Raw genomic sequence first — 14,546 nt, 5'->3', positions numbered from 1 at the left:
CATCAATTCCTGACCCCCACGGGCGTGACGGTGGTGGTGTTGCCACGAGCAACGCGGACGGCGGGGCCCCGGAAGGCGGCGGCCTGGCCCGTCGCACCGGGCTGCACCATGGGTTGGCCGCCCTGCTGACCGACCATGGCGACGGCGGCGTTGTCGGTGCCCACGCTCATTCCGGCGGCACCCTGCTGGCGTCCGGGTACGGTGCGTCGCTGATAGCGGGAGATATCGCCACCGGTGACGTAGGAGGCGCGGTCGGCGGCGGGCTGCGCCGTGGCCCCGCCCTCGTCCTGCTCGGCAAGGGCGCGCAGCGACAGCGACAGCGTACCCACCGTCTGCGCGACGGCCAGCTGCTCGGCCATCTTGGGTGTCGTCTCGACGGTGACCGTGGTGAAGGTGTGGACGGCGATCTTGCCCTGTTCGCTGGTCGGTCCGTCGGTCCGCTGGTCGGTCGCCAGCACGCGCACGTTGCGCAGGATCGTCTCCGACACCTTCAGCGGCGGACCGTCGCCGCCACCCGCCACGTCCTGGGTCAGGACGACGTCGATGCGGTCACCCGGAAAGACGAAGCCCGCCACCGCCGTCTGGGCGGAGACGGGGACCGTCACCGCGCGCATCCCCGGTGTCAGCGCGGCGGCCATGAAGCCCCGGTCGCCCGGCTTTACCACCGACCCTTGCGTCAACGGCTGCCCGGCGGTCACGGCATAGCGCAGGACGGTGCCCTGCAGCTTGGTCGGATCGGTCTGGCCCTTCACATAATAGGCACCGGCGACCATGTCCTTGGGCCAGGGCTGGAACTTCAGGGCGGAGGGGTCGATGATCGTGCCCACCGGCAGGGTGCGGGTGGCGACCAGAACCTCGACGCGCGGTTCGGCGGGCTGGACGATCACGGCGGCCTCGGCCTGCGGCACGCTGCTGCCCGATGTCAGCGTCCGGGCGAATAGGGCGGTGATCCCCGCGATCATCAGGGCCCCGACCAGCAGTAGAATTTTGCGACTGTCCATCCTGCGTTCTTCGGCCTTGCCGCCAAGCCGGTATGCTTGGCTCTATCGGCCGTTAAGTATGCTGGAATGGGTTAAATATCGGTTCCCGCAGGACCAGGAGCGCCGCAACCGCGATGGCGACGCCGTACGGCACCTCGATTCCGGGCGTCTCGCCGTCCTCCCCGGTTCGCGCCTGGGGACGGCGCAGCCGCTGGCCGATCATCATGGCGATCGTGACCACGCCGCCCGCGATCGACATCAGCAGGATCATGCGGAACAGCGACGGCAGGGGCAGCCACAGGGCGATGGCGGCGATCATCTTCACGTCGCCGCCGCCCATCATGCCGATGCGAAAGGCTTGCGCGAATAACAGGAAGACGCCGATGGCCACCACGATCCGAAGCACCATGTCGGGCCAGACCGGCACGCCGCCAGCCCACCACCACAGCGGGGCGATCAGGGCGATCGCGATATTCTTGCGATCGGCGATCTCGCGGGTGCGCGCATCCTCGATCCCCGCCGACAGCAGCAGCAGGACGAACGCGGCGAGCAGCGCGATGCGGACGATGGTCCAATCCATGCGACAAGTCCCTAGACGGCGGGGCTTTCGAAACCGTAACCGGATGGGGAATGACCGATCGCTTCGCCCTTCGCCGTACCTTTCCCGCCGCCGCGACCCTGTCGCGCTGGCGGGCGCCCGATGGCTGGGATCATCGCCGCTTCGACTGGCAGGCGGATGCGCCGGTCGGGAGGCTGCTGTTCCAGACCGGCCGCGCCGATGTGATCGAGAAATATCTGGAGGTCTTCGCGCATCTGGTCGCGCTGGGGTGGAGCGTCACCGCCTTCGACTGGCGCGGGCAGGGGGGATCGGGGCGGCTGCTGGCCGACCCGCATGTCGGGCATGGCGGCAATTTTGCGGGGCTGGTCGGGGACCTGCGCGCCTTCTGGCAAGACTGGCGGGGCGAGGACGCCAGCGGCTTGCCGCATGTCCTTCTGGGGCATTCGATGGGCGGGCATCTGGGCCTGCGCGCGGTGGTGGAGGGGGCAGTCGATCCCGACGCGCTGATCCTGGTCGCACCGATGCTGGGACTGAAACTCCCTACGGGAATGCTGCTAGGTAGGGGGATCATCCGCCTGATGACGCTGCTCGGTCGGTCGGAGCGGGGCATCTGGGAGGCGAAGGACGGGCCGGGCCTGCACACTCGGCAGCGCAACCTGACCCATGACGTCGAACGCTTCGAGGACGAGGCGTGGTGGTATGCCAAGGCGCCCGAGCTGGCGCTGGGGCCGCCGAGCTGGGGCTGGCTCGATTCGGCGATGCGCTCGACCCGTGCACTGCTGCGCGATCCGCGACTGGACCGGGTGGAGGTGCCCACGCTGATGCTGGTGGCCGAGGCCGACCGGCTGGTCGATCCGCGTATCGCCATGCGCGTCGCCACCCGGATCGGGGCGCGGGTCGAGCGCTTCGGGCCCGAGGCGGCGCACGAATTGCTGCGCGAGGCCGACCCGGTGCGTCTTCGCGCGCTGGCCGCGATCGACCGATTCTTGGACGGGGTGCCCGCGTGATTCACGATATCGCGATCATCGGTGCGGGCATGGCGGGTGCCAGCCTGGCCGCGGCGATCGGGGCGCGGGCGCGGGTCATTCTGATCGAGGCGGAGGATATGCCGGGGCGGCACGCGACCGGGCGCTCGGCGGCCTTCTGGTCGGAAACCTATGGTGGCCCGGCGGTCCAGCCCCTGACCACCGCGTCCGGCCCGGCGCTGCGCGAGGGTGGGTATCTGACACCGCTGGGTTCGCTCCATATCGGGCGCGCCACGGATGCAGCGAAGGCCGATCGCTTGCTGGCCGATTTCGAGGGCAGCGGCGTCGACCTTTCGCGCGTCGATCCGGCGACGCGCATTCCTGGCCTGCGCCCCGAATGGGTGCACGGCGTCTGGGAGCCAAGCTGCGCCTATATCGATGTCGCCGCGCTCCATGCCGACTGCCTCGCGGCGGCGCGGGGCGCGGGGGCCGTCCTGCTGACCGATGCGGCGTTGCTGGCGGCCGAGGGGCGGGACGGAGTGTGGCATCTCGACACGCGCGCCGGGCGGGTGGCGGCACGGGTGGTGGTGAATGCGGCGGGCGCCTGGGCGGACCAGGTCGCCGCGCTGGCGGGCGTCCGGCCGATCGGCATCACCCCCTATCGCCGGACCATGGTGCAGCTGCGCACCGATCCGCCCGTGCCCGAAGGATTGCCGCATGTCGTCGACATGGCGGGCGGCTTCTACTTCAAGCCCGAGGCGGGCGGGCGGCTTTGGCTGACCCCGCATGACGAGAGCCCGAGCGTGCCGTGCGACATCGCGCCGGAGGAATGGGACGTGGCGGTGGCGATCGACCGACTGGAAAAGGTGGTCGACTGGCGCATCGCGGCGGTCGAGCGCCGCTGGGCAGGCCTGCGCAGCTTCGCCCCCGACCGCGCGCCGGTCTATGGCTTCGACGCGGATGTGCCGGGTTTCTTCTGGTGTGCCGGGCAGGGCGGCTTCGGCATCCAGACCGCGCCTGCGGCGGCCGCACTGGCGGCGGCATTGCTGCTGGGCGAGGGGGAGGTGCCTGCCGGTGTCGATCCCGACCGCTATGACGCGGGGCGTTTTTCTCTTCCTTGATCGTCAGAGTTGAATGAAACACATAAGTGTTAATTTTGCGGACGACCTGGGACGATCATATGCAGGGCATGTTCAATTGGCTTGAAAACCACGATAAGCTTGCAGGCTGGGCGCAGTTTTTAGGCGCAATTATCGCTCTGGTACTGACCTACGTAACTGCGTTTGCCCCACATTGGCGCAGAAAGCGTCAACTGCGCGCAGCAAGCGAGCGAGTTTTGTCTCATGGGTATGAGACTGTCGAAAGCTTTCATCGGACGTCAGCTTTCTTTTTGCCGCAACGCATCAACATCAGAGCGGCAACCACTTCCATGAGGAGCGTGATAAACGAACTTAACAAATTTCCCATTTATGAAATGGACAGTGGGCTGGATCAAGTTCGGGCGAGACGGATAGTCGCTATAAGCTTTATGCTGGAGGGGATATGCCTTATTCTCGATGATCTTGCAGAGCGTCTATCCGATGGCCAAATGTCTGTGGAAGATCGTGATTTTATGCGAGTATGGATTGGTGATCGTTTGAATATGATAGCGGATCTGTTGGCTGGAAGAAATCTGGAACGTCCCCAAGCTTCAGATTTTGTAAGCTCTTAGGTACTCCAAAAAAACGGAAACTATTTCCGAAACGTCTCCGCCGCATCGCTCGCCAGCTTGTCGGCGCGTTCGTTGTCGGGGTGACCGGCATGGCCCTTCACCCATTTCCATTCGATCTGGTGCCGCTCGGCCGCCGCGACCAGCGCCTGCCAGAGTTCGGCGTTCTTCACCGGCTTCTTGTCCGCCGTGCGCCAGCCATTGCGTTTCCAGCCGTGGATCCACTTGGTCAAGCCGTCCATCACATAGCGGCTGTCGGTCGACAGCGTGACTGCGCAGGGGCGCTTGAGGGCGTTCAGCGCCTCGATCGCGGCCATCAATTCCATGCGGTTGTTGGTGGTCAGCACCTCGCCGCCGGACAATTCCTTTTCGTGCGTGCCCGAGCGGATCAGCGCGCCCCAGCCGCCGGGGCCGGGATTGCCCTTGCACGCGCCGTCGGTGGCGATCTCGACGGGTGTCACAGTCCGGCCTTTCCATCGCGATAGGCGACATAGCGCCGCCAATAGGCCAGCGGGTCCTTGCGCGTCACCAGCGCGTCGGCGGGCGTGTTGAGCCAGTCCCAGGCGCGCGACAGGGCAAAGCGCAGGCACGCGCCCATGGCCAGCCGGGCGAACGCCGCGCGCTCTGCCTCGCTCAACGGGAAATGACGCCGATAACCCTCGACCAGCGCCGCGCCGATTTCGGGCGTGTAGATTTCGCCGCTGGCGTCGAAGCTCCAGGCCGAATGCATGACGGCCAGGTCGTAGATGCGGTAATCGGTGCAGGCGAAGTAAAAGTCGATCAGCCCCGTGACCCGATCGCCCAGCACCAGCACATTGTCGGGGAACAGGTCGGCATGGATGACGCAGGTGTCGAGGTCCTGCGCGTCCCAGCCGTCCAGCACGCCGTCCAGCGCCTCGCCCATGGCGTCGTGCAGCCCGGGTTCGATCCGGTCGAGGTCATGGCCGCATTGTTCGAACAAGGGCCGCCAGCTGGCATGGCCCATCGAGTTCTCGCGGTTCAACGGGAAGTCGGCAACCGCCCGGTGCATCGCGCCCATCGCATCCGCCGCCGCCAGCGCCTGGGCCGGGGTCGGATGCGACAGCGACACGCCGGTCAGGAACTGGATCAGGCAGGCGGGGCGGCCCGCCAGTTCCTGGATTTCCACGCCCTGCCGGTCCTTGATCGCGGGCGGGACGGGCAGGCCCTTGGCCGCCAGATGGTCGAGCAGCGCAAGAAAGAAGGGCAGGTCGCCCGCCGCCACACGCTTTTCGTACAGCGTCAGGATGAACCGCGCGGTCGTGGTGTCGACCAGATAGTTGCTGTTCTCGACCCCCTCGGCGATCCCCTTTGCGGAGATCAGTTGGCCAGCGTCATAGCGGGCCAGAAACGCGGACAGCGCCTCGGCCGAAACCTGCGTATAGACGGCCATGGTTCAGGCGGCCGCTTCCAGCCCGCGCGGCAGCTTGAAGGCGATCGTCTCGCGCGTCGTCTCTTCCTCGCGCTCGCTGACGGTAAAGCGCTCCGACAGGCGATCGACCAGCTCGCGGACCAGCAGCTCGGGCGCGGAGGCCCCGGCGGTCAGGCCCAGCGTCTTGACGCCGTCCAGGAACGCCCAGTCGAGTTCGGCGGCGCGCTGGATCAGCATGGCGCGCTTGCCCGCACGCTCGGCCACCTCGACCAGGCGCAGCGAGTTGGAGGAGTTCGGCGCCCCGATCACCAGCACCGCGTCGCACTCGGCGGCGATCGCCTTGACCGCGGCCTGACGGTTGGAGGTGGCGTAGCAGATATCCTCGCCGCGCGGGGCCAGGATGTTGGGGAAACGACGCTGCAACGCCTCAATCGTGGCGGCGGTGTCGTCGACCGACAGGGTGGTCTGGGTCAGGAAGGCGAGGTTGTCGGGATCGGCGGGCGCGAACGCCTCGACATCCGCGACCGTCTCGACCAGCGACATGGACCCTTGCGGCACCTGGCCGAAGGTGCCGATGACCTCGGGGTGGCCGGCATGGCCGATGAAGACGATGTGGCGACCCATCTCGACCAGCCGCTCGGCCTGGCGGTGGACCTTCGACACCAGCGGGCAGGTGGCGTCGAAATAGGCGAGGCCCCGGTTTTCGGCATCGGCGGGCACCGACTTCGGCACGCCGTGCGCGGAGAAGACGACATGCGCGTTGGCGGGCACCTCGTCCAGTTCCTCGACGAAGATCGCGCCTTTGGCCTTCAGGCTGTCGACGACGAACTTGTTGTGGACGATCTCGTGCCGGACATAGACCGGGCTGCCATGCTTTTCGAGCGCCAGCTCGACGATGCGGATCGCGCGGTCGACGCCTGCGCAGAATCCGCGCGGGGCGGCGATCAACAGGTCGAGCGGCGGCTTGGTGGCATCGGTCATGGCTGGGGTCGCGGCTGGGGTCATGGGACATGGCTCTACGCCATTGCTTGCGCGCGTCCAACCCGGTTCCTATGCTGGCGACCAAACCGGCATCCTGCTTCGGCATATAGAATAGGCGTTTCGACCTGTGAAAGCACCGCTCCCCGTTCTCGTCCTTGCGCCCGTCGCCCTTGCCCTTGGTCTGGGCGGTTGTGCCCGCACGGGTGAGATCGACGCCTCGGGCGGCATCACTGCCGTCCGCTCGGCCTGTCCGATCGTCGGCGTCGCGGCGGGGACCGGCGACATCACGCTGTTCAAGACGCCCGGCGCCACCGACGAACGCTCGATCGACCTGGTCGCCAACCTGACCGACGTTCGCGGCAACTGCACCGATGCGGCCGCGGACATCGTGACGACGGTCAGCTTCACGGTCGAGGCCCGCCGCACCGATACGGCGGCGGCGCGCGACGTGGTGCTGCCCTATTACATCGCGATCGTGCGCGGCGGCACGAACGTCGTCGCCAAGCGGGTCGGCCGCGTGAACGTCCACTTCGACGCGGGCCAGGCGCGTGGCCAGGTGGCGGGCGAGGCCTCCACCACCATCTCGCGCGCGGCCGCGACCCTGCCCGAGGACGTCCGCGAAAAGCTGACCCGTCGCCGCAAGGCGGGGGACGAGGATGCCGCGGTCGATCCGCTGACCAACCCCGAAGTGCGCCAGGCGGTGGCGAGCGCCAGCTTCGAGGCGCTGGTCGGGTTCCAGCTGACCGACGCGCAGCTGCGGTATAACGCGACTCGGTGATCTCTTATTCCTCCCCTGCAAGGGGAGGGGGACCATCCGAAGGATGGTGGAGGGGTGTCCCGCTATCGATGGGGTGACACCCCTCCGTCAGGGCTGCGCCCTGCCACCTCCCCTTCCAGGGGAGGAATGGAAAACGCTGCTATCCACACCTTTCCCGGCGCCCCCCACCGATCCCCGATTGACTTGGCCCCACCCGCCCGGCAGAGGGCGCGGCGTCGATGTCGGACATGTCCGACATAGGCGCGCGCGGGAGAGCGCCGGGTTCATCTTTCAGGTGACGAAAACCCGGCCGCCGAAGGAGCAACCACCCCGGAATCTCTCAGGCAAATGGGACCGCGCGATCGCCATCGACACTCTGGAAAGAGTGCCCGGCCTTCGGCCTTGGGCGCCACCGAAGGGGTAAGCCGGAATTTCCGGCGAAAGCTCTCAGGTTCCGTGACAGAGGGGGATCGGATCGGGTAAGGACATCTGCGTCCCTAGCCGACACCCTTTTGACGGAGACCGGCCCCGTGAGCGACACCGCAGACCTGAACGTAGAAGACGCCCCCGAGGGTCAGGAGATCATCCAGACGCTGCCGCTGGACGCATGGCATCGTGCGCGCGGCGGGCGGATGGTGCCGTTCGCCGGATACGAGATGCCGGTCCAGTATGAAGGCATCATGGCCGAGCATCTCTGGACCCGCGAGTCGGCCGGGCTGTTCGACGTCAGCCATATGGGCCAGGTGGTCTTCACCGGCGAGAACGGCCTTGGCCCCGTCATCACCGCGCTGGAAAAGGTCCTACCGGGCGACATTGCGGGCCTTGGCGACCGCAAGAACCGCTATTCGCTGCTGCTGAATGAAGAGGGCGGCATCCTCGACGACCTGATGGTGACGAAGCGCACCCTGGACGGCGCGGAAGAACTCTACATGGTCGTCAACGGCGCGACCAAATATGACGATATTGCCTATCTGCTCGACTTCATCCCCGACGACGCGACGCTGAATCTGCTCGACGAGCAGGCGCTGCTGGCGCTCCAGGGGCCGAAGGCGGTCGATGCGCTGTCGCGGATCGTGCCGGGCGTCGAGGCTTTGGTGTTCATGACCGCCGCCGACTTCACCTGGAACGACGTGCCGCTGTGGATCAGCCGCTCGGGCTATACCGGCGAGGACGGCTACGAGATCTCGATCCCGGCCGAGCACGCTGCCGCCTTCGCTGACCTGCTCTGCGAACAGGCGGAAGTGAAGCCGATCGGCCTGGGTGCGCGCGACTCGCTGCGCCTGGAGGCGGGGCTGCCGCTTTACGGCCACGACCTCGATCCCGAGACGACGCCGGTGATGGCCGATCTGGGCTTCGCGCTCGCCAAGAAGCGCCGCGAGGCGGCCGACTTCCTGGGTGCCGAGCGTATCCTGTCGGAGCGCGAGAACGGCCCCGCCGTCAAGCGCGTCGGCCTGACCGTCGCGGGTCGCCAACCGGTGCGCGAAGGCGCGTCAGTGGTCGCCGAGGACGGATCGGTCATCGGCCGCGTCACCAGCGGCGGCTTTGCCCCCTCGATGGGCGCGCCGATCGCCATGGCCTATGTCCCCACCGAGCTGGCGACGCCCGGCACGGTCCTCAAACTGCTTCAGCGCGGCAAGACCCATGACGCCACCGTCACGGCGATGCCGTTCGTCCCCCATCGTTACGTTCGTTCAGGAGCCAAGTGACCATGAGCCGCTATTTCACCGAAGATCATGAGTGGATCGACGTCGACGGTGATGTCGGCACGGTCGGCATCTCCGATTACGCACAGGGTGCGCTGGGCGACATCGTGTTCGTTGACGTCCCCGAGGAAGGCCGCGAGCTGACCAAGGGCGACGAGGCCGCCGTGGTCGAGTCGGTCAAGGCCGCGTCCGACGTCTATGCGCCCGTCTCGGGCACCGTGATCGAGGGCAATGGCCAGTTGGCCGACGAGCCTGCGCTGGTGAACAGCGATCCGGAAGGCGAGGGCTGGTTCTTCAAGATCACGCTGTCGGACGCGTCGGAACTGGACGCGTTGATGGACGAAGCCGCCTACGCCGCGTTCGTCGCGAAACTCTGATCCGATGCCCCTCCCTTCATAGGGGAGGGGTCTTCTTCCTCCCCTCCCGCAGGCGGGAGGGGTTGGGGGAGGGGAGTCGTTCTCCCCAAGCGACATCGCCTGCCGAAGCCGGGTGCCCTCCCCCGGCCCCTCCCGCTTGCGGGAGGGGAGAAGAAGAAGCCCTCCGCTCGGCGGCAGGGGCGAAGAGGAGGGCGGAGAAATGGAACGCATGCGCTACCTGCCCCTTACTTCGTCCGACCGTGCCGAGATGCTCTCGGTCATCGGTGCGGGCTCGGTCGACGACCTGTTCGTCGATGTGCCCGAATCCGCCCGCCTGTCGGGCCCCATCGAGGGCTTGCCCGCCCACGCCTCCGAACTGGCGGTCGAGCGGCACATGACCGCGCTGTCCCGCAAGAACATGGTCGCGGGCGACGTGCCGTTCTTCCTGGGCTGCGGCGCGTATCGGCACCATGTCCCCGCCAGCGTCGATCACCTGATCCAGCGCGGCGAGTTCCTGACCGCCTATACGCCCTATCAGCCGGAAATCGCGCAGGGCACGCTGCAGATGCTGTTCGAGTTCCAGACGCAGGTCGCGCGTCTGCTCGGCACCGATGTCGCCAACGCCTCGATGTATGACGGCTCGACCGCATGCTGGGAAGCGATCGGCATGGCGCGGCGCATCACCAAGAAGTCCAAGGCGATCCTGTCGTCGGGCCTGCATCCGCATTATGTCTCGGTCGCCAAGACCATGGCGAAGTACACCGGCGACACGCTGGAGACCGGCACCCCCGTCCTGACCGCCGAGACCGATATCGACCAGATGATCGCGGCGATCGACGGCGATACGTCGTGCGTCGTCGTCCAGTATCCGGATATTCTGGGCCGTATCGCCGACCTGACCCCGCTGGCCGAGGCGTGCCACGCCAAGAAGGCGCTGCTGATCGCGGTCGTGACCGAGCCGGTCGCATTGGGCGCGATCCGCAGCCCGGGCGAGATGGACGCCGATATCGTCGTCGGCGAAGGCCAGTCGCTGGGCGTCGGGCTCCAGTTCGGTGGTCCTTATGTCGGCCTGATGGGCTGCAAGGACAAGTATATCCGCCAGATGCCGGGCCGCTTCTGTGGCGAGACGGTGGACGCGGACGGCAAGCGTGGCTTCGTGCTGACGCTGTCGACCCGCGAGCAGCATATCCGCCGCGAAAAGGCGACGTCGAACATCTGCACCAATTCGGGGCTGTGTGCGCTCGCCTTCTCGATCCACATGACGCTGCTGGGCGAGGCGGGTCTGCGCCGGATGGCGGGGATCAACCATGCCAATGCCTGCCGCGCGGCGGATCGGCTGGCGAAGGTGCCTGGCGTGAAGCTGGTCAACGACGTGTTCTTCAACGAGTTCACGCTCGACCTGGGCCGTGAGGCACGTCCGATCGTGCGGACGCTCGCCGATCGCGGCGTGCTGGCGGGCGTGTCGCTCGGCCGGCTCTATCCGGGCGAGGATGCGCTTCAGAACGGATTGGTGGTGGCGGTCACCGAAACGGTGACGGCGGAGGATATCGAGACGCTTGCCCAAGCGCTTGAGGAGGTGCTGGCATGACGATCAACCAGAGCGGCTGGAAGCCCACGAGCCCCGAAGCCAATGAAGCGTCGGTCCCGGCGACCTTCACCGGCAACCGCGCGCTGATGCTCGAAGAAAAGCTGATCTTCGAGATTGGCGACGACAAGACGACCGGCGTCGACTTCGCGGACGGCGATGTCGCGGGTTCGCGTCTGGGCGATCTGTCCCGCAAGGCCCCGATCGGCCTGCCCGGCCTGTCGGAGCCGGAGACGGTGCGTCACTATACCCGCCTATCGCGTCAGAATTACGCGATCGACCTGGGGCTGTTCCCGCTGGGTTCGTGCACGATGAAGCACAATCCGCGCTTGAACGAGAAGATGGCGCGCCTGCCCGGTTTCAGCGACGTTCACCCGCTCCAGCCCGTCGACACGGTGCAGGGCGCGCTAGAGGTCATTCACCAGCTGGCGCACTGGCTGGTCACGCTGACCGGCATGACCTCGGTCGCGATGAGCCCCAAGGCGGGGGCGCATGGCGAGCTGTGCGGTATCCTGGCGATCAAGGCGGCGCTGGAAAAGCGCGGCGAGGGCGCGCGCAAGGTGATCCTGGTGCCGGAATCGGCGCACGGCACCAACCCGGCGACGGCGGCGTTCGCGGGCTTCTCGGTCGAGGATATCCCCGCGACCGCGGATGGCCGTGTCGATACGGCGGCGCTCAAGGCGCGGCTGGGGCCGGACGTGGCGGGCGTGATGATCACCAACCCGAACACCTGCGGCCTGTTCGAGCGTGACCTGAAGGACATTTCCGACGCGGTTCATGCGGCGGGCGGCTATGTCTATTGCGACGGCGCGAACTTCAACGCCATCGTCGGGCGCGTGCGTCCGGGCGATCTCGGCGTCGATGCGATGCACATCAACCTGCACAAGACCTTCTCGACCCCGCATGGCGGCGGCGGGCCGGGTTCGGGTCCAGTGGTGTTCTCGGAGGCGCTGACGCCGTTCGCCCCGCTTCCCTTCGTCGAGAAGACGGGCGAGGGCTTCCGCCTGGTCGAGGAAGAGAATGCCGACGACCATCATGCCGACAGCTTCGGCCGCATGGTCGCCTTCCACGGCCAGATGGGCATGTTCACCCGCGCGCTGACCTATATCCTCAGCCACGGCGCGGACGGTCTGCGCCAGGTCGCCGAGGATGCGGTGCTGAACGCCAACTACGTCCTGCGCAGCCTCGAGAACACGCTCGACGCGCCCTTCGCCAAGAGCGGCCCGTGCATGCACGAAGCCATCTTCTCGGACGAAGGCCTGGCCGAGGGCTTCTCGACGATCGACGTCGCCAAGGCGCTGATCGACGAGGGTTTCCACCCGATGACCATGTATTTCCCGCTGGTCGTCCACGGTGCGATGCTGGTCGAGCCGACCGAAACCGAATCGAAGGCGGCGCTCGACCAGTTCATCGGCGCGCTGGCGTCGGTGGCGGAGCGTGCCAAGGCGGGCGACCCGTCGCTCAAGACCGCGCCCCATTTCGCGCCGCGCGCGCGCCTCGACGAGACGCTGGCCGCGCGCAAGCCCGTGCTGGTGTGGAAGGACAAGGCGGCCTGATCCCGTAGCTGCCCTCACCCTTTCCACTCACCTTCGGTGAGCTGCGGAAGGGTGAGGGTGGTCTTGTCGCGGCTTACAAGGCCGTAAACAGACAGATCCCGCCCAGTATCACCCCGGGCGCATTGGCGAACACGATCGGCCAGTCCCGCTTCTCGCGCAAGAATCCGTACGCGACCCAGAGCGAACAGTTTATCATCGTCGCCAGCGGCTGAATCATCGACCCCTTGTGTCCCGCCAGATTGCGCTGAATCTGGTCGATATAGGACAGGTACATGGCCACGGCGGTTGCGGTGGCGATCCAGCCGAGCAGCATCAATTTCCGTTCGCTCACGGTATCGGAATCTCCTTAAATGGCTGATAAATCGATTGAAGCCTTGTCGCCTAACGCGCAACCCTGCGCGGATGCTCCCGCGTCCGGGCAGGAGCAGGGGGCGATGCGGTTCGACAGGGGGCAGGCGTCGACACTGGAGGCGATCCTGCGCTGGCGGCGCGACGTCCGCCACTTCCGAACCGATCCGATCACCGAGGATGTCCTGGCGCGCCTCGGCGAGGCGATGGCACTGGCGCCGTCCGTCGGCAATGCGCGGCCCTGGCGGGTTATCCGGGTCGAGGACCCCGCATTGCGCGCGGCGGTCCGCGCCGATTTCGAGCGTTGCGACAAGAAGGCGGCAGCCGATTATCGCGACGAGCGGGCCGCGGCCTATGGCGCGCTGAAGCTCGCCGGGCTGGACGCCGCGCCGGTGCAACTGGCGGTCTTCACCCATATCGACCCGGCGGCGGGCCATGGCCTGGGCCGGCGCACCATGCCCGAGACGCTGCGCCAGTCGACCGCGATGGCGATCCATACGCTGTGGCTGGCGGCGCGCGCGGCCAATCTGGGGATGGGCATGGTGTCGATCCTCGACCCCGCTGAGATGGAGCGGATCTTCGCGGTGCCGGAGGACTGGGCGTTCACCGCCTATCTGTGTCTGGGCCATGCCGAATGGGATGACGACACGCCGCTGCTCCACCGGGCGGGGTGGCAGGAAAATGCCCCGACGCTGTGGGAAGTGCGATAGCGAGATTCCTCCCCTGGAGGGGGAGGAATAATGGCGGATCAATCCTCCGCCGCGGCCGTACTCGTCTGCTGCTTGCCCAGCCTCTGCTCGCGCCAGACGATGAACAACCCGCTGGCGATGATGACAGGCGCGCCGTACCAGGTGCCCGCCGTAGGCAGTACTCCGAAGATCAGCCAGCCATAGACGGTCGCCCAGATCAGCCCCGAATAGTCCATCGGCACGACCGCCGCGACCGGTGCCAGCCGCGACGCGCCGGTCAGTGCCAACTGCCCCATGCCGCCCGCCAGCCCGATCGACACCAGCACCACCCAGGTCAGCGGATCGTGCGCCTTCAGGTGAAAGGCATAGGGCACGGCGATGAAGGGCAGGGTCAGGATGGTGAAGTAGAAGACGGTCGTCGTCGCGGGCTCGTCGCGCAACTGGCGCAGCACGATCGCGACGATGGCGACGAACATCGCCGCCATCAGCCCGACGCCCGCCCCGAACAGCGACATGTCGCTCGCCCCTGGCCGCACGACGAGCAGCACGCCCGCAAACCCGACCAGCACGGCGGCCCATCGCTGGATCCCCGTCCTCTCGCCCAGTACCAAGGCACCCAGCAGCGTGGCGAAGATCGGCACGGTGAACTGGAACGTCGTTGCCTCGGCCAGCGGTAACAGCATGACCGCGCCGAAGGTAAAGACCATGCCGACCAGACCGACCATCGCCCGCTTGGCATGGCCCTTCAGCCGGGCGGTGCGCAGGGATGCCAGCCCCGGTCCCGCCAGGACAAAGGCGAGCACGACCGGCAGCGCGCAAAGCTGTCGAAAGAACATGGTTTCGGACAAGGTCGCCCCGCGCGACTCGGCCAGCTTCACGAAGGCCGACATGGTCGACAGGAAGAAGATGGCGATCAGGCGCAGGCCGATGCCTTTGAGCACGCGGTCGCCGGTCATGCGGCGGTCCCTA

16 protein-coding genes and 1 riboswitch are annotated in these 14,546 nt (G+C 67.0%); of the genes, 9 read left to right on the top strand and 7 right to left on the bottom strand.

Annotated features, from left to right (window positions below; genetic code table 11):
• Positions 1 to 2: 2 nt before the first annotated feature.
• Together cpaB and U1703_RS06365 are read right to left on the bottom strand one after the other, a co-directional pair.
• Positions 3 to 1,001 carry a Flp pilus assembly protein CpaB gene (gene cpaB, locus U1703_RS06370; protein WP_332785035.1) on the bottom strand — a complete coding sequence of 333 codons (999 nt, stop codon included), beginning with the start codon at positions 999 to 1,001 and terminating at the stop codon, positions 3 to 5.
• A 52-nt stretch (positions 1,002 to 1,053) separates the two neighbouring features.
• The gene (locus U1703_RS06365; protein WP_332785034.1) at positions 1,054 to 1,560 is read right to left on the bottom strand and encodes an A24 family peptidase; all 507 of its coding nucleotides are present in this window, start codon (positions 1,558 to 1,560) and stop codon (positions 1,054 to 1,056) included.
• 50 nt (positions 1,561 to 1,610) lie between these two features.
• On the opposite strand from U1703_RS06365, the gene U1703_RS06360 reads away from it, so the two are divergent.
• From U1703_RS06360 to U1703_RS06350, 3 genes are read left to right on the top strand one after another with little or no spacing between them, the layout of a single operon-like run.
• On the top strand, positions 1,611 to 2,546 hold the full coding sequence (locus U1703_RS06360; protein WP_332785033.1) for an alpha/beta fold hydrolase: 936 nt from the start codon (positions 1,611 to 1,613) through the stop codon (positions 2,544 to 2,546).
• Positions 2,543 to 3,625 carry an NAD(P)/FAD-dependent oxidoreductase gene (locus U1703_RS06355; protein ID WP_332785032.1) on the top strand — a complete coding sequence of 361 codons (1,083 nt, stop codon included), beginning with the start codon at positions 2,543 to 2,545 and terminating at the stop codon, positions 3,623 to 3,625. The genes U1703_RS06360 and U1703_RS06355 overlap by 4 nt, the downstream gene beginning before the upstream one ends.
• 59 nt (positions 3,626 to 3,684) lie before the next feature.
• Complete coding sequence (locus U1703_RS06350) at positions 3,685 to 4,215, top strand: hypothetical protein (RefSeq protein ID WP_332785031.1); 531 nt, start codon at positions 3,685 to 3,687, stop codon at positions 4,213 to 4,215.
• Between the two features lie 20 nt (positions 4,216 to 4,235).
• Here the strand turns inward: U1703_RS06350 and rnhA are convergent, their stop codons facing one another.
• Genes rnhA through ispH form a run of 3 tightly spaced genes read right to left on the bottom strand, consistent with a single transcriptional unit; the run spans position 4,236 to position 6,583 of the window.
• Positions 4,236 to 4,673: a ribonuclease HI gene (gene rnhA, locus U1703_RS06345; protein WP_320453427.1), complete on the bottom strand. Its 438-nt coding sequence runs from the start codon at positions 4,671 to 4,673 to the stop codon at positions 4,236 to 4,238.
• Entirely contained in the window at positions 4,670 to 5,623 is a 954-nt protein-coding gene (thrB, locus tag U1703_RS06340) for a homoserine kinase (RefSeq protein WP_332785030.1), read from the bottom strand. The genes rnhA and thrB overlap by 4 nt, the downstream gene beginning before the upstream one ends.
• A gap of 3 nt (positions 5,624 to 5,626) precedes the next feature.
• The gene (ispH, locus tag U1703_RS06335) at positions 5,627 to 6,583 is read right to left on the bottom strand and encodes a 4-hydroxy-3-methylbut-2-enyl diphosphate reductase (protein WP_320453429.1); all 957 of its coding nucleotides are present in this window, start codon (positions 6,581 to 6,583) and stop codon (positions 5,627 to 5,629) included.
• A 127-nt stretch (positions 6,584 to 6,710) separates the two neighbouring features.
• Between ispH and U1703_RS06330 the strand changes: the two genes are divergently transcribed.
• The 5 genes from U1703_RS06330 to gcvPB all read left to right on the top strand — a co-directional run bounded on the left by U1703_RS06330 (position 6,711) and on the right by gcvPB (position 12,540).
• Positions 6,711 to 7,361, top strand: a complete 651-nt coding sequence (locus U1703_RS06330; RefSeq protein ID WP_332785029.1) for a hypothetical protein — start codon at positions 6,711 to 6,713, stop codon at positions 7,359 to 7,361.
• 237 nt (positions 7,362 to 7,598) lie between these two features.
• Positions 7,599 to 7,707, top strand: a riboswitch (glycine riboswitch).
• Positions 7,708 to 7,870: 163 nt separating this feature from the next.
• On the top strand, positions 7,871 to 9,046 hold the full coding sequence (gene gcvT, locus U1703_RS06325) for a glycine cleavage system aminomethyltransferase GcvT (protein WP_332785028.1): 1,176 nt from the start codon (positions 7,871 to 7,873) through the stop codon (positions 9,044 to 9,046).
• Between the two features lie 2 nt (positions 9,047 to 9,048).
• Entirely contained in the window at positions 9,049 to 9,420 is a 372-nt protein-coding gene (gene gcvH, locus U1703_RS06320) for a glycine cleavage system protein GcvH (RefSeq protein ID WP_320453432.1), read from the top strand.
• A 208-nt stretch (positions 9,421 to 9,628) separates the two neighbouring features.
• Complete coding sequence (gcvPA, locus tag U1703_RS06315) at positions 9,629 to 10,987, top strand: aminomethyl-transferring glycine dehydrogenase subunit GcvPA (RefSeq protein ID WP_320453433.1); 1,359 nt, start codon at positions 9,629 to 9,631, stop codon at positions 10,985 to 10,987.
• Entirely contained in the window at positions 10,984 to 12,540 is a 1,557-nt protein-coding gene (gcvPB, locus tag U1703_RS06310; protein ID WP_332785027.1) for an aminomethyl-transferring glycine dehydrogenase subunit GcvPB, read from the top strand. The genes gcvPA and gcvPB overlap by 4 nt, the downstream gene beginning before the upstream one ends.
• Before the next feature lie 73 nt (positions 12,541 to 12,613).
• On the opposite strand, the gene U1703_RS06305 is transcribed toward gcvPB, so the two are convergent.
• On the bottom strand, positions 12,614 to 12,871 hold the full coding sequence (locus U1703_RS06305; RefSeq protein ID WP_320453435.1) for a SemiSWEET family transporter: 258 nt from the start codon (positions 12,869 to 12,871) through the stop codon (positions 12,614 to 12,616).
• A gap of 103 nt (positions 12,872 to 12,974) precedes the next feature.
• On the opposite strand from U1703_RS06305, the gene bluB reads away from it, so the two are divergent.
• On the top strand, positions 12,975 to 13,598 hold the full coding sequence (gene bluB, locus U1703_RS06300) for a 5,6-dimethylbenzimidazole synthase (protein WP_332785026.1): 624 nt from the start codon (positions 12,975 to 12,977) through the stop codon (positions 13,596 to 13,598).
• Between the two features lie 38 nt (positions 13,599 to 13,636).
• On the opposite strand, the gene U1703_RS06295 is transcribed toward bluB, so the two are convergent.
• Positions 13,637 to 14,533 (bottom strand): DMT family transporter, encoded by an 897-nt coding sequence (locus tag U1703_RS06295; RefSeq protein ID WP_320453437.1) that lies wholly within the window; start codon positions 14,531 to 14,533, stop codon positions 13,637 to 13,639.
• Between the last annotated feature and the right edge of the window lie 13 nt (positions 14,534 to 14,546).

The sequence above is a fragment of the Sphingomonas flavida genome, from assembly GCF_036663655.1.
Classification (GTDB): domain Bacteria; phylum Pseudomonadota; class Alphaproteobacteria; order Sphingomonadales; family Sphingomonadaceae; genus Sphingomonas.
Note: the sequence above shows the minus strand (reverse complement) of the source record. Positions and strands in the feature narration are given on the sequence as shown.

Coding starts and splice junctions, on each gene's coding strand:
- cpaB (WP_332785035.1), bottom strand. CDS start 1,001: ATGGACAGTCGCAAAATTCTACTGCTGGTCGGGGCCCTGATGATCGCG.
- U1703_RS06365 (WP_332785034.1), bottom strand. CDS start 1,560: ATGGATTGGACCATCGTCCGCATCGCGCTGCTCGCCGCGTTCGTCCTG.
- U1703_RS06360 (WP_332785033.1), top strand. CDS start 1,611: ATGACCGATCGCTTCGCCCTTCGCCGTACCTTTCCCGCCGCCGCGACC.
- U1703_RS06350 (WP_332785031.1), top strand. CDS start 3,685: ATGCAGGGCATGTTCAATTGGCTTGAAAACCACGATAAGCTTGCAGGC.
- thrB (WP_332785030.1), bottom strand. CDS start 5,623: ATGGCCGTCTATACGCAGGTTTCGGCCGAGGCGCTGTCCGCGTTTCTG.
- ispH (WP_320453429.1), bottom strand. CDS start 6,583: ATGACCGATGCCACCAAGCCGCCGCTCGACCTGTTGATCGCCGCCCCG.
- gcvH (WP_320453432.1), top strand. CDS start 9,049: ATGAGCCGCTATTTCACCGAAGATCATGAGTGGATCGACGTCGACGGT.
- gcvPA (WP_320453433.1), top strand. CDS start 9,629: ATGCGCTACCTGCCCCTTACTTCGTCCGACCGTGCCGAGATGCTCTCG.
- gcvPB (WP_332785027.1), top strand. CDS start 10,984: ATGACGATCAACCAGAGCGGCTGGAAGCCCACGAGCCCCGAAGCCAAT.
- bluB (WP_332785026.1), top strand. CDS start 12,975: ATGCGGTTCGACAGGGGGCAGGCGTCGACACTGGAGGCGATCCTGCGC.
- U1703_RS06295 (WP_320453437.1), bottom strand. CDS start 14,533: ATGACCGGCGACCGCGTGCTCAAAGGCATCGGCCTGCGCCTGATCGCC.